This is a genomic window from Shimia sp. MMG029, from assembly GCF_027947445.1.
Taxonomy (GTDB): Bacteria; Pseudomonadota; Alphaproteobacteria; order Rhodobacterales; family Rhodobacteraceae; genus Shimia.
In genome coordinates, this window is record NZ_JAQJIM010000001.1 from 862,609 (window position 1) to 881,431 (window position 18,823).

General features: G+C 58.4%; 20 protein-coding genes. 8 read left to right on the forward strand and 12 right to left on the reverse strand.

Annotated elements, in window-relative coordinates; genetic code table 11:
• Window positions 1-4 precede the first annotated feature (4 nt).
• From hflX to trkA, 4 genes are all read right to left on the reverse strand, one after another.
• Window positions 5-1,279 carry a GTPase HflX gene (gene hflX / locus PJL69_RS04165; protein WP_271308521.1) on the reverse strand — a complete coding sequence of 425 codons (1,275 nt, stop codon included), beginning with the start codon at window positions 1,277-1,279 and terminating at the stop codon, window positions 5-7.
• Window positions 1,279-1,518, reverse strand: coding sequence for an RNA chaperone Hfq (hfq, locus tag PJL69_RS04170; RefSeq protein WP_008204623.1), 240 nt, complete (start codon window positions 1,516-1,518; stop codon window positions 1,279-1,281). The genes hflX and hfq overlap by 1 nt, the downstream gene beginning before the upstream one ends.
• Before the next feature lie 123 nt (window positions 1,519-1,641).
• On the reverse strand, window positions 1,642-3,099 hold the full coding sequence (locus tag PJL69_RS04175; protein WP_271308522.1) for a TrkH family potassium uptake protein: 1,458 nt from the start codon (window positions 3,097-3,099) through the stop codon (window positions 1,642-1,644).
• A 67-nt stretch (window positions 3,100-3,166) separates the two neighbouring features.
• On the reverse strand, window positions 3,167-4,543 hold the full coding sequence (trkA, locus tag PJL69_RS04180; protein ID WP_271308523.1) for a Trk system potassium transporter TrkA: 1,377 nt from the start codon (window positions 4,541-4,543) through the stop codon (window positions 3,167-3,169).
• Window positions 4,544-4,673: 130 nt separating this feature from the next.
• Between trkA and PJL69_RS04185 the strand changes: the two genes are divergently transcribed.
• The gene (locus tag PJL69_RS04185; protein ID WP_271308524.1) at window positions 4,674-5,159 is read left to right on the forward strand and encodes a hypothetical protein; all 486 of its coding nucleotides are present in this window, start codon (window positions 4,674-4,676) and stop codon (window positions 5,157-5,159) included.
• Between the two features lie 9 nt (window positions 5,160-5,168).
• On the forward strand, window positions 5,169-5,630 hold the full coding sequence (locus tag PJL69_RS04190; protein ID WP_271308525.1) for a hypothetical protein: 462 nt from the start codon (window positions 5,169-5,171) through the stop codon (window positions 5,628-5,630).
• A 63-nt stretch (window positions 5,631-5,693) separates the two neighbouring features.
• Here the strand turns inward: PJL69_RS04190 and ntrX are convergent, their stop codons facing one another.
• The 5 genes from ntrX to dusB form a co-directional block, all read right to left on the reverse strand.
• Window positions 5,694-7,109, reverse strand: coding sequence for a nitrogen assimilation response regulator NtrX (gene ntrX / locus PJL69_RS04195; RefSeq protein ID WP_271308526.1), 1,416 nt, complete (start codon window positions 7,107-7,109; stop codon window positions 5,694-5,696).
• On the reverse strand, window positions 7,106-9,358 hold the full coding sequence (locus PJL69_RS04200; protein ID WP_271308527.1) for a sensor histidine kinase: 2,253 nt from the start codon (window positions 9,356-9,358) through the stop codon (window positions 7,106-7,108). The genes ntrX and PJL69_RS04200 overlap by 4 nt, the downstream gene beginning before the upstream one ends.
• Window positions 9,359-9,493: 135 nt before the next feature.
• The gene (locus PJL69_RS04205) at window positions 9,494-10,858 is read right to left on the reverse strand and encodes a response regulator (protein WP_209095912.1); all 1,365 of its coding nucleotides are present in this window, start codon (window positions 10,856-10,858) and stop codon (window positions 9,494-9,496) included.
• Window positions 10,858-11,943 carry a two-component system sensor histidine kinase NtrB gene (locus PJL69_RS04210; protein ID WP_271308528.1) on the reverse strand — a complete coding sequence of 362 codons (1,086 nt, stop codon included), beginning with the start codon at window positions 11,941-11,943 and terminating at the stop codon, window positions 10,858-10,860. The genes PJL69_RS04205 and PJL69_RS04210 overlap by 1 nt, the downstream gene beginning before the upstream one ends.
• Window positions 11,940-12,953 (reverse strand): tRNA dihydrouridine synthase DusB, encoded by a 1,014-nt coding sequence (gene dusB, locus PJL69_RS04215; RefSeq protein ID WP_271308529.1) that lies wholly within the window; start codon window positions 12,951-12,953, stop codon window positions 11,940-11,942. Before dusB ends, PJL69_RS04210 begins: the two co-directional genes overlap by 4 nt.
• Window positions 12,954-13,238: 285 nt before the next feature.
• Here dusB and PJL69_RS04220 point away from each other — a divergent pair, with 285 nt between their 5' ends.
• From PJL69_RS04220 to PJL69_RS04230, 3 genes are all read left to right on the forward strand, one after another.
• Complete coding sequence (locus PJL69_RS04220) at window positions 13,239-13,721, forward strand: phosphatidylglycerophosphatase A family protein (protein ID WP_271308530.1); 483 nt, start codon at window positions 13,239-13,241, stop codon at window positions 13,719-13,721.
• The gene (locus PJL69_RS04225; RefSeq protein WP_271308531.1) at window positions 13,721-14,194 is read left to right on the forward strand and encodes a CinA family protein; all 474 of its coding nucleotides are present in this window, start codon (window positions 13,721-13,723) and stop codon (window positions 14,192-14,194) included. The genes PJL69_RS04220 and PJL69_RS04225 overlap by 1 nt, the downstream gene beginning before the upstream one ends.
• Before the next feature lie 160 nt (window positions 14,195-14,354).
• Window positions 14,355-15,542: an ammonium transporter gene (locus tag PJL69_RS04230; RefSeq protein ID WP_271308532.1), complete on the forward strand. Its 1,188-nt coding sequence runs from the start codon at window positions 14,355-14,357 to the stop codon at window positions 15,540-15,542.
• Window positions 15,543-15,615: 73 nt separating this feature from the next.
• On the opposite strand, the gene PJL69_RS04235 is transcribed toward PJL69_RS04230, so the two are convergent.
• On the reverse strand, window positions 15,616-16,071 hold the full coding sequence (locus PJL69_RS04235) for a type II toxin-antitoxin system RatA family toxin (RefSeq protein WP_209095924.1): 456 nt from the start codon (window positions 16,069-16,071) through the stop codon (window positions 15,616-15,618).
• A gap of 110 nt (window positions 16,072-16,181) precedes the next feature.
• Between PJL69_RS04235 and hpt the strand changes: the two genes are divergently transcribed.
• Entirely contained in the window at window positions 16,182-16,727 is a 546-nt protein-coding gene (hpt, locus tag PJL69_RS04240) for a hypoxanthine phosphoribosyltransferase (protein ID WP_209095925.1), read from the forward strand.
• Between the two features lie 108 nt (window positions 16,728-16,835).
• Window positions 16,836-17,018, forward strand: coding sequence for a hypothetical protein (locus PJL69_RS04245; protein WP_271308533.1), 183 nt, complete (start codon window positions 16,836-16,838; stop codon window positions 17,016-17,018).
• Window positions 17,019-17,022: 4 nt separating this feature from the next.
• On the opposite strand, the gene PJL69_RS04250 is transcribed toward PJL69_RS04245, so the two are convergent.
• Window positions 17,023-17,364: a 4a-hydroxytetrahydrobiopterin dehydratase gene (locus tag PJL69_RS04250; protein ID WP_271308534.1), complete on the reverse strand. Its 342-nt coding sequence runs from the start codon at window positions 17,362-17,364 to the stop codon at window positions 17,023-17,025.
• Window positions 17,361-18,158 (reverse strand): phenylalanine 4-monooxygenase, encoded by a 798-nt coding sequence (locus tag PJL69_RS04255; RefSeq protein ID WP_271308535.1) that lies wholly within the window; start codon window positions 18,156-18,158, stop codon window positions 17,361-17,363. Before PJL69_RS04255 ends, PJL69_RS04250 begins: the two co-directional genes overlap by 4 nt.
• Window positions 18,159-18,279: 121 nt before the next feature.
• Between PJL69_RS04255 and PJL69_RS04260 the strand changes: the two genes are divergently transcribed.
• Window positions 18,280-18,741, forward strand: coding sequence for an Lrp/AsnC family transcriptional regulator (locus PJL69_RS04260; protein ID WP_271308536.1), 462 nt, complete (start codon window positions 18,280-18,282; stop codon window positions 18,739-18,741).
• Window positions 18,742-18,823: the final 82 nt, after the last annotated feature.

Below are 18,823 nucleotides of genomic sequence, written 5' to 3' on the forward strand. Positions count from 1 at the left end.
AAACTTAAAGGCTTTCGAACTGCGCGCGCTGTTTGGCGCTCCACAGTACTGTGATTTCAAAGCCCTCTTCAGTCTGGGCTTCGTCTTCCACGATACCTTCCTTAAAGAGCCACGCCCGCGCCTTCCCCTCAGCAAAGCCAAGCTTGAGGGTCTCGCGGCTCTTCTCGCTGGCCAAAGCCTGCTGAATCGCCGCAAACATCTCATCAAGGCCCTGACCGCTCACAGCTGAAACCGCAAAGATATCTTCTTCGCGCTCTGCCTTGGCGATCATCGCATCGCGATCATCCGCACTCAGCAGGTCAATCTTGTTCCAGACCTCAATCTGCGGCGTATCCTCATTCAGCCCAAGGGTCTCAAGAATGGTGCGCACGTCCTCAGACTGATGCTCCGTTTCCGGATGCGCAATGTCGCGCACATGCAGCACCAGATCCGCCGCCAGCACCTCTTCCAGCGTCGCCCGGAAGGCGGCGACAAGCTGCGTTGGCAGATCACTGATGAAGCCCACCGTGTCCGACAGGATCACCTCAGGCCCATTGTTGGGCAGCTCCACCGCGCGCATGGTCGGGTCCAGCGTGGCAAAAAGCATGTCTTTCGCCATCACATCCGCACCAGTCACACGATTGAAAAGCGTGGATTTTCCAGCGTTGGTATAGCCCACCAGCGCGACAATCGGAAACGGCACCTTGGCCCGCGCCTTGCGGTGCAGCTCGCGGGTTTTCACAACCTTCGCCAGCTGCCGCCGCAAACGCACAAGCTGGTCGTCAATTGCCCGCCGGTCCGCCTCGATCTGGGTCTCACCGGGACCACCCACAAAGCCAAGCCCGCCGCGCTGACGCTCCAGGTGGGTCCAGGCCCGCACCAGCCGTGTGCGCTGATAAGAAAGCGCCGCCATCTCCACCTGCAACACACCCTCACGGGTGCGCGCCCGATCCGAGAAGATCTCCAAAATCAACCCGGTCCGGTCCAGCAGTTTGACCTTCCATTCTTTTTCCAGATTACGCTGCTGCACAGGGGTGACCGGCCCGTCGATCAGGACAAGCTCCACCTCATTGGCCTTAAACAGCGCTTTCAGCTCTTCGATTTTCCCGCTGCCAAACAGCTTGCCGGGTTGGGCTTTGGGCAGGCGCACGACGTTTGAGCCCACCACCTCCAACTCCGGCAATGCGGCCGCAAGAGAAATAGCCTCTTCCAAAGCGAAAGAGGCCTCGCGCCGCTGATCAGCGCCAGTGATATCGGGATGCAGGACCCAAGCGCGGGTAACCTGCGTATCATGCTCCATCAAGAGGCGTCTTCACCTTCATAAAGAGAGATTGGTTGCGCCGGCATGATTGTCGAGATCGCGTGTTTGTAAACCAGCTGGCTCTGCCCATCGCGGCGCAGCAGCACACAAAAGTTGTCAAACCAGGTGATCACACCCTGCAGTTTCACACCGTTGATCAGAAAAATAGTCACCGGAACTTTGGTTTTCCGGACGTGGTTCAAAAATGCATCTTGGAGATTCTGTCGATCCGAAGCCATGTCGTGCTTGCCTTTGTTCTTGTTGTGCATCGGTATTGGTATGCAGTGGCGAGTATGGAGCGCACATTCTTGACTTACCAGCCTAAAATGACGCCTTTTTAATGCGGTACGCCTCCGACCGCATCATTTCTGCCACAAGTCCGGCGAAATCAACGCGATGACAGCCAAGGCCTCAAGCCGCCCAACGATCATCGCTGCACAAAGAATAAGCTTTTCAGTTGCCCCCAGTGAAGAAATCGCAATTGGGAACTCGCCCGCCACCTGCGTCAGTGGCCCCGTGGTGGTCAGTGCAGACACCGCCAGTATGATCGCCTCTTCAAAGCTGTTGCCCGCCAAGGCCAGCAGCAGCGAAACCACCGCAATGGAGAGCGCAAACAGCATAAAAAACACCCAGGCAATCACCGCGCCGCGCCGTCTCAACCCGCGCGCGCCCGCACGTTTGCGCCCCAAAACCACATTGGGGTGCACCAGCCGCTCCATTTCCCCCAAGCCCTGCACATACAGCGCATAGACGCGCAGCAGTTTCACGCCCCCCGCAGTGGTGGCAACGCCGCCGCCCACCATGGCCAGCGCCAGCAGGATCATCCCCGGTGTCTGTAGTCCGCTCCAGTCGCGTGCCAGCAGCCATTCCGAACTTTCCACCCCGGTGGTGGTGAGAAAGCTCATCACCATAAACACCGCCCCCCACAGGGCTTTGATGGCGGCCAACGGATCGCTCACCTCATCTTCGCTCAACGCACCAAACCAATGGCGGGCAAACAGCATGCTTGGCACGATCACAACAATCAGAAACCCAAGCCGCAGCTCCGGATCCTGCAACAGGCTGTTGCGCCGCACGGCCCCTGTGTCCGAACTGAAGGTGCCGCGCGACAACGCAAACAACATGAACAGAAAGATGATCATTTCGCCCGCAATGCCAGAGTTGCTGTCTTGCACCCCGACACCGCTGGTGATCCCGCTTGTAGACAGCGTCGCCATAGCGTTCATCAACCCGACAATCGGGCGATCACCCAGCACCACCAACATAATCCACAGCGCCACGGTCAGCCCGATATAAATCGGCAACAAGGCCCGTGCCGCCCGGCTCCAGCGTTTCATCGGGCGCGCGCGTTGCACATGCCCCTGCCCGGCGCTCACCTGCCCCGGCTCGCCCATCGCCGTCACCTCAAACCCGCCAAGGCTCAGCGGCGCCAAAACCGCCGCCGCAGCGATCCACATCAACAGGCCCCCGATCCAGCCCACAATGCCACGCCACAGATGCACAGCATCCGTCAGCATACTGGCGGGTTCATAAGTGGTCATGCCTGTGGTCGTGATGCTGCTGACCATCTCAAAGTAAACATCGACATAGGGCACAACCCCAAGTGTCTCATACATCGGCAGTGCCAATACCGCTGGCAACACCCCCAGCGCCATCAACAGCGCCTTCAGATTATCGATGGTTCTCACCCGCCCCTGCGTGCCGTAGATCGCCATCGCAATCAATGTGCAGGCAAAGAGAACAAGCGTGCCGGAATAAAAGAAACTGCGAGAGACAAAATGGTCATCCTGCGCCAGCGCAACCGCCGCCGGCACATACATCAAGGCCCCACAAAGCAGGACCATCTGCACAAACAACGGTATCTGTGACAGGCGCAGCTTCATCGGCTCAGAAGAAATCGATGGAGACCTGCAACAGCTGCTCCACACGTGGCACATCTGCCGACAGTGCAAACAGCGCAATCACATCCCCTTCGTCAATCCGCGTGCTGCCTTTGGGTTTCACCACCTCTTTGCCCTTGCGGATCGCCCCAATCAGAACGCCTTCAGGAAAGTCCACATCGCGCACCATCTGGCCAGCAATCGGCGAGGTCGACAAAACCTCAGCCTCGATGATCTCCGCCTCCGTGTCGCCCACGGAATACACCTCGCGCACCCGCCCATGCCGGATATGGCGCAGAATCGAGCTCACCGTCGTGGCGCGCGGGTTGATAAAGGCATCAATGCCCAGCGGTGGCATCAATGGCGCCAAGGTCGGATCGTTGATCAAGGCAATCGCCAACGGACACCCCGCCGATTTGGAGCGCACAGAGGCCAGCATGTTGGTTTTATCATCATCGGTAACGGCCAAAATCGCATCGGCGCGATCCACACCCGCCTCCGCCAGCAGCGTCGCATCCATGCCATCCCCATTCAGAACGATGGTCCGCTCCAGCGTCTCTGCTGCGCGTTCTGCCACTTTGCGATCCCGCTCAATGATCTTTGTGCGGATGCGATGCGCGCTTTTTTCAAGCCGCTGTGCCACCATCAGGCCAACGTTGCCACCGCCCACGATCACCGCGCGCTCTTGTTTCTTCTGGACCTTGCCAAACACTTCCATCGTGCGGCTCACATCCTCAACGAATGTGAACACATAGACTTCGTCCCCCACAAAAAGCTGATCGCCCGGTTCCGGCGCAAACAACGTGCCATGGCGGCGCACCCCAACCACAACCGCACTCAGCGTGGAAAACAAATCGGTCAGCTGGCGCAACGGCGTGTTCACCACCGGGCAGTCTTCTTCCAGCAAAAGGCCGAGCATTTGCACCTTCCCGTCAAGGAAGGTCTCCGTATCAAACGCACTTGGCGCGGTCAGGCGTTTAAGCGCCGCGTCCGCAACTTCAAGCTCCGGTGAAATCACCACGTCGATCGGCATGTGATCGCGCCGGTACAAATCAGAATACAGCACATCCAGATAAGACTGGCTCCGCAAACGCGCAATTTTGCGCGGCACTGCAAACACAGAATGGGCCACCTGACAGGTGACCATATTGACCTCGTCAGAATAGGTGGCGGCAATCAACATGTCCGCATCGCGCGCACCCGCCCGATCCAACACGTCAGGATAGCTGGCAAACCCCGCGATGCCCTGCACATCCAATGTGTCCGTTGCGCGGCGCACCAGTTCGGGGTTGTTGTCAACCACGGTGACGTCGTTGTTTTCACCGGACAAATGGCGTGCAATTTGCCATCCAACCTGACCGGCGCCACAGATAATGACCTTCATAAGCATCCCTCAAGGGTTTGTCCGACCGACATGCCAGAGCAGGCCATTTAGGTCAATTGTTACCATTGACGCCAGTCCCGTTTGGGTTTTTGCTAAGGGCAGACATTAAATTACAAAGTGAGATATGAAGATGCGGCAAACACTTATGGCATTTGCGGCTCTTACAACGGTTCTGGCGAGCTGCGCGCCGACCTCATACTCAGGCTACGCCAAATCCGGGGTGACTCGGGAAACAGCTGCACTTGATGACACAGCCTGTTCTGTAGAAGCCAACAAACTTTTCCCTGCGGCCACATTCACAACAACCGTCTATTCCGGCTACCACGGCGGATACGGCGGCTATGCTGGGGGCTATTGGGGGGGCTACCCCGGATATTGGGGCGGCAGCCACGTGCAGGTGCGTGATGCCAATGCAAGCATGCGCGCCGAACATCGCGCCGATTGCATGACGCTGAAGGGCTACGCCGCTGTAAACCACCCCATTTGTACCGACGACCAGATTTCTGGACGCAAGTACGCACCGATCGCCGGAGCGCCAAAACCTGCGCCCAACATCTGTGCCCTGCGCGCCAAGGGCGGCGGCGTCGCACTCATAGATCTCAACAAACCATTGTAAGGGTAGACTGTGCCACTTCTGAAACACGCCACTTTGGCAACCTCACTTCTTCTGGTGCTCAGCAGCTGCACTGAATTTGGCACCTACTACAAAGAAGGTGTCACCAAGTCACAGCTGAACATCGACCGCGGTCAGTGCAACCGCGCGGCGGCGGATGCCTATCCGCCAAATATCGTCACCGACTGGTGGCCGATCTATGACCGCTACGGCCGTGTTGTCAGCCAACGCGCGGAACAATACGACCTCAACGAAGGCGCCCGCCATACAGCGGTGCGCGAATGCATGGCCGCCAATGGCTATGAACGGGTCAAGATCCCATTCTGCAAAGACGACCAACTTGGCGACAATCACTATGCCAAAATCGAGGTCGCCCCAGAGCTGACCCCAAGCATCTGCGGACTGAAAACCGAAAACGGAGGCCGTGTGCTGATCGATCTCAGCAAACCGATTTCCTCTAAGTCCAGCGGCTAAAAACCCAAACGCGCGGGCGTTAAGGCCCGCGCGTTTTGCATTTGGTCAATCGCCGCTGCCATCTTATTCGGCAGCTTCGCTTTCCCCTTCGGGCACATGCGCCACCCGCGCGCCCGCCTTGTTGGAGGTCACAACCCCCAGCGATTTCAGCTTGCGATGCAGCGCGCTGCGCTCCATGCCGACAAAGCTCGCGGTGCGGCTGATATTGCCGCCAAACCGGTTGATCTGGGTCAGCAAATACTCCCGCTCAAACGCCTCACGTGCTTCCCGCAGCGGCAAAGTCGCCAGCGTGCCAGACAGCACCACACGCCCTTCTTCGGAGGGCGCATCACTTTCACCGGGCAGCTCGCGGCTCTCAATCGGCCCCTGCCCGTCACCCAGAATCAGCACCCGTTCAATCATGTTCTTCAGCTGGCGCACATTGCCCGGCCATACCATTGTCTGCATCAAGGCAATCGCATCCCCGCTAAGCTCCCGCAATGGCAGACCCTGGCTCTCATGCAGCTGAGCAAGGAAATAACCCGCCAGCGCGGGAATGTCTTCGCGCCGTTCCTCCAAAGATGGCACCGCAATCGGCACAACATTCAGACGGTGATACAGCTCTTCGCGGAACGTGCCCTCCGCAATCGCCTGCGCCAGATCCTGATTGGTCGAGGAAATCACCCGCAGATCCACGCGCAGCTTTTTGGAGCCGCCCACCCGCGTAAACTGTTGATCCACCAGCACCCGCAAAATCTTGCTCTGCGCGGCCAGCGGCATGTCCGCCACCTCGTCAAAATAGATGATCCCGCCATTGGCCTGTTCCAGCAGACCGGTCTCAATTCCGCGATCAGCGCTCTCGCGCCCAAACAGAATCTCTTCCACCCGATCCGGGTCCATCCCGGCGCAAGACACGGTCACAAACGGCGCGCTCGCCCGGTTGGAGTTGGCGTGAATATAGCGCGCCGCCACATCCTTACCGACACCTGCAGGCCCCGTCAGCATCACCCGCCCATTGGAACGCGTCACCTTATCAAGTTGCGAAATCATCGCACGATAGGCCGCGCTGTCACCAATCAGCTCTGCGGGTTTGCTGTCCTGACGCTTAAGCTCGGTGTTTTCACGCCGCAGGCGGCTGGTTTCCATGGCCCGTTTGATCACCACCATCAGCTGATCGATGTTAAACGGCTTCTCGATGAAATCATACGCGCCCTGCTTGATGGCAGCGACCGCAATCTCGATGTTGCCGTGGCCCGAAATGATCACCACCGGCACCTCGGGGTAGTCGTTTTTCACAGCCTTCAGGATGTCGATGCCATCCATATTGCTGTCTTTCAGCCAGATATCGAGGATCATCAGCGCCGGTTGCTCGCTTGTGACCTGCGCCATCGCCTCGTCTGAATTTCCAGCCAGCCGTGTCGAGAACCCCTCATCTTTCAAGATGTCCGAAATCAGCTCCCGAATGTCGCGCTCGTCATCAACGATCAGAATGTCACTCATAGTACTCGCTCGCTCTCTTTTACCGTCTCGACAGGGGCCGCACCCGCAGGTGCCAGCGGCAATTGGATTTCCGCCATCGCCCCGGCATGAGACGCAGGTTCAAACACAGGCGCATCCAACAATGTCAGCTGACCGCCATGTTCCTCGATGATCTTTTTCACAATGGGCAGACCAAGCCCCGTGCCCTTGTCGCGTGTCGTGACATAGGGCTCAAACAGCCGTGCGCGGTCGGTCGGCAGACCGATGCCATTGTCGGCAACCTGCAAAATCGCGTGATCCGCCTCAGTCCGAAGCGACACACGTATCTCCGGGGTCAGCGCCACATCAGGGTTTTTCTCCTGACGGGTCTCAATCGCCTCCCCGGCGTTCTTAATCAGATTGGTCAGCGCTTGGGAAATCATTGTGGCGTCAAGATCCGCCATGACCGCATCCACACTGATATCTTTCACAAACCGCACATCCGGTTGCCCAGCCTCCTGCAGCATCACCGCCGCCTGTGTCAGCTCCACCAGATCCACCGCCTTGCGCTCCGGTTCGGGCATGCGCGCAAATTTGGAGAACTCATCGACAATGCGGCGCAGATCATTGGTCTGGCGCACAATCACATCTGTCATCTGCTCAAGCGTGTCACTGTCCTCGCCCAACCGGCTCGCAAATTTGCGCCGAATGCGCTCGGCAGACAGCTGAATCGGGGTCAGCGGGTTCTTGATCTCATGGGCAATACGTCGCGCGACATCGCCCCAGGCCGCTGTACGCTGCGCCGTCACCAGATTGGTCACATCGTCAAAGGCCACCACATAGCCCTCAAGCGTGTCATCGTCGCGCCGCCGCCGCGACATACGCACCAGCAAATGTTCAAGACGACCCGCACGCACCACTTTGATCTCTTCTTGGGCGACCTCTTTTCCGCTTTCGATCAGCGTCTCAAACACCGGACCAAACTCCGGCACAGCGACCGAAAGCGGCATCGCCTGATGGTCATCCGCCCAGGCCAGCAACCGCTCTGCAGATCGGTTCACAAAGGAGACCTTGCCCTCCGCATCAAGCCCCACAACCCCAGAGGTCACCGAACTCAACACGCTGTCAAACAACCGACGGCGCCGGTCAATCTGGCGCGTGTTGTCCAGCAGCGTCTCACGCTGCCCCTTCAACTGGCGTGTCATCTGGTTGAAATAGCGCCCCAGCATGGCGATTTCGTCATCGCCTTCTTCTTCCCGCACCTTAACGTCCAGATCACCGGCACCAACGCGCTGCGCCGCCTGCATCAGGCGCCCAACCGGGCGGGACAGCCGCTCCGCCATCCACATGCCCATCCAGATCGCCGCCAAAACGAGAATCAGTGCAAATCCGAGGTACAGCAAGCCAAATTCAAACAGCCGTTGACCACGCTCATTTTCCAGCTGTGCGTAAAGTTGCGCACTGGCCTGCGTGTCATCCAGCAACTGAAAGATTTCCGCATCAACATCCCGGCTGATGTAAAGGTAGCGATCCACAAACGCATCAAGGCGCACCAGCGCGCGCATCTCATTGCTCTCCAGATCGCGAATGATCGCATAGCCTTCTTCTGCGGCCTGCTGCATCTCCGCATCTGTAGGCTGCTCAAAATCAAACAGATACGAACGGTCGCCCCGCGCCCGAAGTTCCCCCGTGCCATCAATCACAAAGGCCTCTTTCAGCCCGCGCTGGATCTGCACCTGACCAGCCGCCAGCAACACCCGCAGCTCGCCCGAATCCATGAAAAACGTGGCCCGACGCCGGGTGTTGAGAAACTCCGCCAATGCACCGGCGTCTTCGGTCAACGCCTCTATGTGCTCATTTTCATAAGCCTGAGCCGCAGACAGTGAATTGCCAACCACTTGGCGCACACGCTCGCTGAACCAGCCTTCAAGGCCAATGTTCAGCGTCAACCCCGCAAACACCGCCACGGTCACCGCCGGGACAACCGCCAGAACCGCGAAAGCCCCCGTCAGGCGCAGGTGCAGCCGCGATCCAGCCGATTGCGCCCGCCGCGAGGCAATCGCGCGCACCACATTTTGCAGAACCAGCGCCGCCACGATGAGCACATAGGCAAAGTCGGCAAGCAAGATCGCGCGCAACGTGTTGGAAGAAACGCCAAGGTCAAAGGGACCAAGCGCCAAATAGGTCGCAAGTGCCAAAGTCGGCGCCAGCACCACCAGCGTAAAAGCTGCGGCATTCTGGACACGCCTTTGACTGCGCAGGCGCTGAAACCGCGCCCAGTGACTCATCATTGTCCGGCTCGACACCCGACTTCCCCAATTGATGTGGTAGCGCTTTCGCGTCCCACCGCCATATCCAGTGGTGCATTCTATGGGCGGCCTCTTTTTTCAGAACTGCGACCCTGGCACCACATTTATGTGGCCTTTTTACATCAATTTGCGGCGGCGTGTCACGTGAATATCCAGATCTGTGATCTTTTTCCGCAGCGTATTGCGGTTAATTCCAAGCAAATCAGCACATTTTGCCTGATTTCCACCGGTCGCATCCAATGCGATTTCGATCAATGGCAGCTCGATTTCGCGCAGAATCCGCGTGTAGAGCCCCGCAGGTGGCAACATATTGCCGTGCAGATCAAAGTAGCGGCGCAGATGCCGTGCAACGCTTGCGGAAAGCTTTTCGTTATCCTCTCCACCAAGCAGCGGCCCGGCCTGAGGCGCCGTGCCCAGCACCATTTCTGCTTCGGTTTTGGTCACCTCCTCGGCCTGCGCCGTAAGAACAAGGCGGCGCACCGCATTTTCCAACTGGCGCACGTTGCCCGGCCAACTGTAAGTGCGGAACATCTCCATCGCATCTTCCGAGAACACCCGCATGGGCGCGCCCTCGCGTTCTGCGCGGTGCAGGAAATGCTCCACCAGCAGCGGAATGTCGTCCACCCGCTCCCGCAACGCCGGCACATGGATCGCCGCACCGTTCAGGCGGTAATACAGATCCTGCCGTACTGTGCCATTTTCCATAGCGGTGTTCAGGTTCACCTGACTGGTCGCCATAAAGCGCGGATTCTGGTCGCCCGGGGTGTCAATCATGCGCACAATACGCGCCTGCACCTCGTCTTCAATGTCGCCGATCTCATCAAACAGGATCGTGCCACCTTTGGCTTTGGCCAGCACGCGCGCCGGGCCTTCCAGATCACTCAGATCTGCGGCATTGACCACCACAAACGGCAGATTGCGCCGATCAGAGAAGTCATGAATTTCTTTTGCAATCAGAGACTTACCCGTGCCACTTTCACCAGAAATCAACACCGGCAAATCGGTGTTCATCACCCGCGCCACAAGGCGGTAAAGCGCCTGCATCGCCGGCGTACGCCCCACCAGCGGCAGCTCATCGGGGCGCTCTTCCTCGACCGCAGGCGCAGCTGGCGCACGGCGCTTCTGCTCCAGCGCCTTGCCGGTGCGCTTCATCAGATCAGGCAGGTCAAACGGCTTTGGCAAATAGTCATAGGCTTCCGCTTCCGCCGCCTGAATCGCCGTCATAATGGTGTTCTGTGCCGAAATCACGATCACCGGCAGGCCGGGGCGGTCCTCAGATATCTTGGGCAGCATCTCAAGGCCATTGCCATCGGGCATCATCACATCGGTGATCACCACATCGCCCTTGCCTTCACCGACCCACCGCATCAGCGTGGTCAGCGAGGAGGTGGCATGCACCTTACAGCCCGCCCGCGTCAGCGCCTGCGTCAATACCGTGCGGATTGTGCGATCGTCATCTGCGACCAGAACCGTGCCATCCATCAGAGGCTCTCCTCATATGTCTTGAGAGTTTCTTTGCTCGCCCGTGGCAGCGACAGCTTGAACACCGTGCGCCCCGGCACGCTGTCCACTGTGATCAGACCGCCATGATCCGAAATGATTTTGCTCACCAACGCGAGGCCCAGCCCTGTGCCGTTCTCCCGTCCTGAAACAAAGGGATCAAACACATCGCCCTCCAGCCCCTGCGGCAGACCCGGCCCATCGTCGATGATCTCGATCTGCAAGGGCAAAGGTTGGCCAGACCCATCCGCCCGCCGCATGCGAAACGAGTGTTCATAGTAGGTCTTAATGCGAATTTTACCTTTTTCTCCCGCCGCTTCCGAGGCGTTCTTGAGCAGGTTCAACACCACCTGCAACAGCTGGTCCGCATCCCCTTCGGCTGGTGGCAAAGAGGGATCATACTCTTCCACGATCTCCATATGCGCCCCATAGCTCACAAGCGCTGAGCGGCGCGCGCGGTCCAACACATCGTGGATATTGACCGGCTTCCTCTGTGGCAGCGACAGGTTGCCAAACTGCTCCACCTGCTCCAGCAACTTCACGATCCGGCGGCTTTCGGCGACAATCAGATCTGTCAGCTCCAGATCTTCAGCGCTCAGGTTCATCGACAAAAGCTGCGCCGCGCCCGTGATCCCGGCAAGCGGGTTCTTGATCTCATGCGCCAGCATTTCAGCCATGCCAATCGCGCTCTTGGCCGAAGATTTCACCCCATGGCTGCGCGTCATCCGACCAGCCAGCTCCCGGCTGGAAATCAGAAACAGCATCTCGCCCGGCGCATCGGCCAGCGGCGCAATCTGCAAGTTGCACTGGACCGGCGGTGCATTGCCGGTGCCCAGATCCGCATCATTTACAAACAGCGGCGTGCCATGCTCGCGCGCCCTCTGAAACGCCTCTTCCAGCGGCGCATCCACCATGATCTTGTCCCAGATCGGCTGCCCTACCATGGATTTTGCCGAAGCGTTCAGAAACGTTTCCGCCGCCGGGTTGATACGCAGGATCTTATCATCTGCGTCTACCACCAGGCCTGGCACAGGCAGGGAATTCCATATGGGGCTCTGAATGCTCATGCGGCCTCTTGGTTGTTGGGCGCATCATTCCCAGAGGGCATCAACGCCTCCGAAAGCAGCGCCATCACTTCTTCTGTATCCCGGCTGGTCTGCACACGACGGCGCAACGCCGCCTCCGTGCCCACAGTGTCCATGTACCAACCCAAATGTTTGCGCGCGACGCGCAGGCCCAGATCGGTGCCATAAAAAGACAGCATCGCGGCGTAGTGCCCCTGCACCAGCTCCACCAGCGCCGAGCCCGTGGGCACCTCCGGCGCCTCTGTGCCAAAAATCTCCGCCGCAATCTGCGCCAGCAGCCAGGGTTTGCCCTGCGCCCCGCGCCCCACCATCACGCCATCCGCGCCAGAGGCCGCCATCGCCGCCTTTGCCGTATTGGCATCCACAATGTCGCCATTGGCAATCACCGGGATCGACACCACGTCTTTCACACCCCGGATCGCCGTCCAATCGGCGGACCCTTTGTAAAACTGACAACGCGTGCGCCCGTGGATGGTCAGCATCTGAACGCCCGCATCCTCTGCCCGCTTGGCAAGCTCCGGCGCGTTTAGCATGTTGTCATCCCACCCCAGCCGCGTTTTCAGCGTCACTGGAATGTCCACTGCTCCGACCACGGCCTCAATCAGTGTCAGCGCGTGATCCAGATCTTTCATCAGAGCCGAGCCGCTGGCGCCCGCGCCGCTGGCACTGGTCACTTTCTTGGCCGGGCAGCCCATGTTGATGTCAATCAGCGTGGCGCCATTGGCCTCCACCTGACGCGCGGCCTCCGCCATCCAATGCGCCTCACGCCCGGCAAGCTGCACCGAGGTGGTCGCATCACCGAATCCCAGCTCCGCCCGTTCGCGCACGCCGGGCTTGGCCTGCACCATCTCTTGGCTTGCTACCATCTCGCTCACCACCAGCCCAGCCCCAAACTGGCTCACCAGATCCCGATACGGGCGATCGGTGATCCCGGCCAGCGGCGCCAGAAAAACGGGCGGTGTCAGTGAAAGATGTGCGACTTGAACGGTCACGTGCCTAATCCTTGTGCAGTGCTTTCGGGGTATCTGACCCATTGGTCAAACTCAATGAAAGCGTGGTGATTTTTTCGGCAGAAAAATGCACATGCTTATTTTTTAAGCATCCACACCCGACGTGCTGCCAGTTTGACGTGCGGCTTCTATATAGGGATCACCGGCCAAAGCGCACCTCCAGATTGGCAAACCCGCGCGCCTCAGCGCCCATTCGCCGCTTGCAAAGGGGCACGAAGCCACGAATAACAGGGCAGATCGCAGACCGTTCCAAACACAGGACTTAACATGAGCACCCTAATCGCGACCTTTTTTGGCGTTGGCCGCCTGCCTTATGCCCCCGGCACATGGGGCTCTCTTGCTGCGCTCCTGATTGGTTGGGCGGCGGAACGCTACGTCGGTCTCTGGCTCCTGATTGTCCTGACCGTTCTTGCCGTTCTGGCCGGGTTCTGGGCCTGCCAGCGCGAACTGGCTGACAGACCCACCGAAGACCCTTCAGAAATCGTCATTGATGAAGTCGCGGGCATGTGGATCGCCCTGCTCTTCCCCGCCATCGCCTTTGCCAGCCGCGACATGTCCATGATCTGGCCCGGGCCAATCGCCGCCTTCTTCTTCTTCCGTCTGTTTGACATCCGCAAGCCCTGGCTCGTGGGCCGCGCCGATCGCCGCCATGATCCCATCGGAGTCATGCTGGATGATCTCTGGGCCGGTGTCTTTGCGGGCGTGGCAACGCTTGCCGCGGCAGCCTTCTATCATGTGGTGCTGATGTAATGGTTGATGTTGCTGCCCTCCTCGCCAATTGCCGCGCGGCGGATCTACAGATCGCCACCGCCGAAAGCTGCACCGGCGGCATGGTTGCGGCAGCACTCACCGACATTCCTGGCTCTTCCGCCACCTTTGAGCGTGGCTTTGTGACCTACACAAATCAGGCCAAAATCGAAATGCTCGGCGTGTCCAGCGCCACGCTGGAGGCCGTCGGCGCGGTCTCTGAAGAGGTCGCGGGCGAAATGGCGCTTGGCGCGCTCGCCAACTCATCTGCACAGCTTGCGGTCTCCATCACCGGCATCGCAGGCCCCGGTGGCTCAGACTTCAAGCCCGAAGGCCGTGTCTGTTTTGGCATCGCCACCTCAGAAGGCTGCAGAACCGAAACCATCGAGTTCGGCGCGCTTGGCCGCGAAAACGTGCGTGAAGCGGCGCGGAATCATGCACTGGCGCTCCTTTTTAAGGCGTCTTGCGCAAACTGACGCGCATTTGCACAAATTGCTGCATTTCACGCCCATTTTTTAATCATATTGCTAAACGCCCCCTTTTAAGGCGCTTTGCACAGTCTTCAACCTTTGTTCACAGCCGCTTTTCCGCTTTTTGCCCAGAAAACCACCACTCATGGGACTAAAGGGGAAAAAAATGAACGGAGCGGACACCGCATGGATCATCGTGGCGACAGCCTTGGTCCTGTTCATGACACTGCCGGGGCTGGCCTTATTTTACGGCGGCCTCGTGCGCGCACGCAATGTGCTCAGCGTGTTTATGCAAACCTACGCCATTGCCTGTTTGATGAGCGTTTTGTGGCTGATGTTTGGCTACTCCATCGCCTTTGGCAATGACGGCGGCGCAGGCTCTCTCTGGGGCGGGCTTAGCAAAATGTTCCTTACAGGCGTCACCGCCGACAGCCTCTCTGGCACCCTGCCCGAAGTGCTGTTCTTCGCCTTCCAGATGACATTTGCCATCATCACGCCAGCCCTCATTGTTGGCGCATATGTGGAGCGCATCGGCTTTGGCTTTGTTCTGCTCTTCTCCGGTCTCTGGATGCTGCTGTGCTATGCGCCGGTGGTCCACTGGATCTGGGGCGGCGGCATGATGGCAGATGGCGGCATCTTTGGCGAAATTGGCGTGCGTGACTTTGCAGGCGGCATCGTGGTGCATGAAACCGCAGGTCTCGCCGCATTGGTGATTGCCGTGATGCTGGGCGCGCGCCGCCACCGCACAACGCCACCACATGCACCTTGGATGGTGATGATCGGCGCGGCCATGCTCTGGGTCGGCTGGTTTGGCTTCAACGGCGGCAGCCAGCTCGCTGCAGACGGCGGTGCCGCCATGGCCCTCACCGTCACCCACATCTCTGCAGCCACCGCTTCGCTCACATGGGCGCTGTGGGAACGCATCAAATACGGCAAAGCCTCTCTCGTGGGTCTTGTCACCGGCACCATCGCAGGCCTCGCTTCAATCACCCCGGCCTCCGGCTTTGTCGGCCCGGTCGAAGCGCTCATCATCGGGGCCATCGCAGGCGTGCTCTGTCAGGAAGCGGTCAACCTCGTGCGCAACGGCCTGAAAATCGACGACACGCTGGATGTCTTTGCCGTACACGGCGTGGGCGGCATCTTCGGCACCATCATGATTGCGGTCTTTGGCCAAGGCAGCTGGGTCGCGCAGCTTGGCGGCCTCGCGGTTGTCGGCATCTTCACACTGGTTGTGACCGTGGTGCTTGTGAAAGTCGTGAGCCTCATCACCCCGCTGCGCGTGGATGAGGAAACCGAAGTCAACGGCCTGGATCTCGCCGTCCACGGCGAGCGCGCCTACGACACCGCATCTTAACGAAACACTCAGGGATCACTCCCGGAACTTGGGCGGCCGCCACGTTAGGCCGCCCTTTTTTTGTGGCCTAGCCTCAGCCGTAGAGCGTTTTCGCCCGCGCCTCAAAAGCGGCCACAATCCGGTTCATCGCCTCAAAGAACACCAGCCCAATCGCCTTTTGCAAGATGATGTTCTTGAACTCGAAATCGACAAAGAACTTCACCTCAACACCGCCATCCACATCCGCAAAATCCCAGGTGGACTTCATATATTTGAACGGCCCGTCCAGATACTCCGTGTCGATGTGCTTGCTGTCAGGATATAGCCCCACCCGGCTGCCAAACCGCTCCCGGAACACTTTGAACGAAATCACCAGATCCGCGAGCATCTCCTCGCCCACCCCATGCGCCGTTTCAATCGGCGTGACCGAGCGCACCCGCGCCGCCGCACACCAGGGCAGAAACTTTGGATAGGTCGCCACATCGGCCACAAGGTCATACATTTGCTGAGCTGTGTAAGGCAGCGTGCGTGTCTCAGAGTGCGTCGGCATGTGGTTCCAGTCAGCTGCCCATTTTAACGTGACAGTGTTTCGCGTCCCCGCTATGCACTGTGCTGCTCGCGCTCATATCTATTCTGCGGGCGAAAAATCAAGAGGGTCTCATGTCAGAGCGTCCATATGTCATCGATCAAATGATCTCAGCCAAGTCCATTGCCGCCCGGATCGAAGAGCTGTCGCGCGAAATTCAATCCGAATACGCTGGCACTGATAAGCTGATCGTGGTGGGCCTGCTGCGCGGCTCTTTTGTCTTCATCGCCGATCTGGTGCGCGAACTGGAACTGCCGGTTGAGGTCGATTTCCTCGAAGCCTCCTCCTATGGCAACGCCATGGAAAGCAGTCGAGAAGTGCGTATTTTCAAAGACTTGCGCGGCGAGATCGAAGGCCGCGATGTGCTGGTGGTCGAAGATATCGTCGACACCGGCCACACGCTGACCCACGTGTTGCACCTGCTCAAGGCCCGCAACCCTGCCAAGATCAAAACCATCGCGCTGCTCGACAAACCCAGCCGTCGCGAAGCCGACATCGCCGCCGACTGGATTGGCTTTTCAATTCCTGATGAATTTGTCGTGGGCTACGGCATCGACTTCGCCCAACGCAACCGCAACCTGCCTTTCATCGGCAAAGTGCGCTTTACAGAAGACAACTAAGAAACGCGCCTGAACAGGAAGGCGCAGCCTGCGCCTTCCATTTGCGTCCGCGCAAAACCTCAGGCATTCTCATTCTCCAACGATCCAAACACGACAGCTGCCCCACAGATGAACTTTCGCCACTTGTTCCGCATGAGCCAATGGGCGCGCAACCCGCCTTCTGAAAAACGGGTCAAGCTTGTGTTTGGCGTTATCCTCGCCTGTATCATTCTTGTGTTGATCGAGCGTTTTGTCGGCTGGCCTGACGCGCTCACGCTTGATCCCAAAGCCCGGCCAACCTTAAAGTTCTGATCCGTTAGGCCAGCATCGCGTCCAGCTTGGCGGCACAGATGAAATCATTCTCTGACAACCGTCCCAATTCGTGGGATGTGTAGGTGATCTCACAATAGCCCCAGCCAAACCGCACATCCGCATGGTGGCCTTCCTTGTCGCTGACAAACGCTGCGAGGTTGGCGGCATAAACCGCCTTGGCATAGGCTTTGAAAACCAGCTTGCGTTGCAGCGAATTGCCATCTTCCGCAATGGTCCAGTCCGGGTGCAGCTTGCTTTTCAGTGTAGCCAAATCCGCGTCACTCAAGGGGGGCACCCAACCTTCACAGGCGGCACAGGATTTGCTCGCCAATTCTTCCACCATCATGCCGCCTCCGGTTTCGGTGGAAACACCGGCTTATACAGCCCCAGCGCCTGCGCCTTTTTGATGTCGACCAAAAGATCCCGTTCCGAAGCTTCCAAAAGCTGCTCTACGTCATCCAACACAAAATAGATCGGCTGATTGATGTCGATCCGATACGGCGTACGCAGAATATCAATCACGTCAAACGGCTTACGGATCACGCTCGGGCCAAAGATGGAATGGGAAAGCTCCCCAGGCGAAGACGCCAGGCCAGACCCCAGCGCTTTGATCTGCTCCCCTTCCCGGATCAGCCCAAACTCCACCGTGAACCAATACAGCCGGATCAACCATGAATAGTCAGCCGGGTCACACGCCAGCCCTGTCTCGCCAATTCTTTGTGAAAACTTGGCAAACCGCGGATCCGTCAGCAGTGGCGTGTGCCCATAGATTTCATGAAAGATGTCGGGCTCTTCGATGTAATCAAAGCTTTCGCGATCTCGAATGAAGGATGCCGCAGGAAAGGTTTTCTCCGACAACATCTTAAAAAAGCGCCCAAAGCCAATCAACGCAGGCACCGGGGCCACGCGCCAGCCGGTCAGATCCTCCAGAACCTCTGACACCTCTACACATTGCGGCACGCGATCCACAGGCAAGTTCAGGCGGCGCTGACCAGCCAGAAACGGCGCGGCAGCCAGTCTCTCTACATTGGGCTGTTGCTGGGCAACCAGATCCCGCCAGACCGCATTCTCTTGCGCTGTGTAGTGGATCACGCCGTCCGCATCCGGGACCTTGGCGACATATTTGGTGGTTTTGGGCATTGGTTTCTCCTCCTCGCAAGACCATGGTAGGCCGCAAGTCGGACAAATATTTTTCTGTTCTTCCCAAAATCACTTGGTTTGAGGTAAAATTCACCCACCAAGCGCAAATGTGAGGCAAGATATGCTCGACCACTTCGAACGGCTGATCCTAAAACTACTCCAGCGCAACGGCCGCGCCAGCACGCAAGAGCTGTCGGACACGGTTGGGCTTTCTCCTTCTCCCTGCTGGCGACGTGTGAAACGGCTGGAAGAGGACGGCTTCATCCTGCGCTACGCAGCTATTCTGGATGGCAAGAAACTGGGGCTCAATGCCTTCGCCTATGTCCAGATCTCTCTGATTGATCACAGCGAAGAATCAATCGACACATTTCAGAGTTTTATCGCCCAAAACGAACAGGTGCTCGAATGTGCCTCGATCACCGGCGACTTTGATTTTGTCCTGAAGGTTGTGGCACGCGATCCTGAGATGCTGGAACAATTCATCATGAAAGAAATTCTGCGTCTTGGCGTTGTGCGCACGACCACCACCAACTTCATCATGCGACAACTCAAAACCGCAGGCAGCCTGCCTGTTGAGGTCTAAAAACGTTGCGTATGGTGCCTCTTATGCGCACGCTTTGTTAATGGCGGAAGCCCCGCGAAATGCACCTCCGCAATACCGTTGG

Excerpts from the sequence above, each read along its gene's own strand:
- hflX (WP_271308521.1), bottom strand. The coding sequence starts at position 1,279 with ATGGAGCATGATACGCAGGTTACCCGCGCTTGGGTCCTGCATCCCGAT.
- hfq (WP_008204623.1), bottom strand. The coding sequence starts at position 1,518 with ATGGCTTCGGATCGACAGAATCTCCAAGATGCATTTTTGAACCACGTC.
- PJL69_RS04175 (WP_271308522.1), bottom strand. The coding sequence starts at position 3,099 with ATGTATGTGCCGGCGGCGGTTGCGCTGGCGCAGGATGACCATTTTGTC.
- trkA (WP_271308523.1), bottom strand. The coding sequence starts at position 4,543 with ATGAAGGTCATTATCTGTGGCGCCGGTCAGGTTGGATGGCAAATTGCA.
- PJL69_RS04185 (WP_271308524.1), top strand. The coding sequence starts at position 4,674 with ATGCGGCAAACACTTATGGCATTTGCGGCTCTTACAACGGTTCTGGCG.
- ntrX (WP_271308526.1), bottom strand. The coding sequence starts at position 7,109 with ATGAGTGACATTCTGATCGTTGATGACGAGCGCGACATTCGGGAGCTG.
- PJL69_RS04200 (WP_271308527.1), bottom strand. The coding sequence starts at position 9,358 with ATGATGAGTCACTGGGCGCGGTTTCAGCGCCTGCGCAGTCAAAGGCGT.
- PJL69_RS04205 (WP_209095912.1), bottom strand. The coding sequence starts at position 10,858 with ATGGATGGCACGGTTCTGGTCGCAGATGACGATCGCACAATCCGCACG.
- PJL69_RS04210 (WP_271308528.1), bottom strand. The coding sequence starts at position 11,943 with ATGAGCATTCAGAGCCCCATATGGAATTCCCTGCCTGTGCCAGGCCTG.
- PJL69_RS04220 (WP_271308530.1), top strand. The coding sequence starts at position 13,239 with ATGAGCACCCTAATCGCGACCTTTTTTGGCGTTGGCCGCCTGCCTTAT.
- PJL69_RS04225 (WP_271308531.1), top strand. The coding sequence starts at position 13,721 with ATGGTTGATGTTGCTGCCCTCCTCGCCAATTGCCGCGCGGCGGATCTA.
- PJL69_RS04230 (WP_271308532.1), top strand. The coding sequence starts at position 14,355 with ATGAACGGAGCGGACACCGCATGGATCATCGTGGCGACAGCCTTGGTC.
- PJL69_RS04235 (WP_209095924.1), bottom strand. The coding sequence starts at position 16,071 with ATGCCGACGCACTCTGAGACACGCACGCTGCCTTACACAGCTCAGCAA.
- hpt (WP_209095925.1), top strand. The coding sequence starts at position 16,182 with ATGTCAGAGCGTCCATATGTCATCGATCAAATGATCTCAGCCAAGTCC.
- PJL69_RS04245 (WP_271308533.1), top strand. The coding sequence starts at position 16,836 with ATGAACTTTCGCCACTTGTTCCGCATGAGCCAATGGGCGCGCAACCCG.
- PJL69_RS04250 (WP_271308534.1), bottom strand. The coding sequence starts at position 17,364 with ATGATGGTGGAAGAATTGGCGAGCAAATCCTGTGCCGCCTGTGAAGGT.
- PJL69_RS04255 (WP_271308535.1), bottom strand. The coding sequence starts at position 18,158 with ATGCCCAAAACCACCAAATATGTCGCCAAGGTCCCGGATGCGGACGGC.
- PJL69_RS04260 (WP_271308536.1), top strand. The coding sequence starts at position 18,280 with ATGCTCGACCACTTCGAACGGCTGATCCTAAAACTACTCCAGCGCAAC.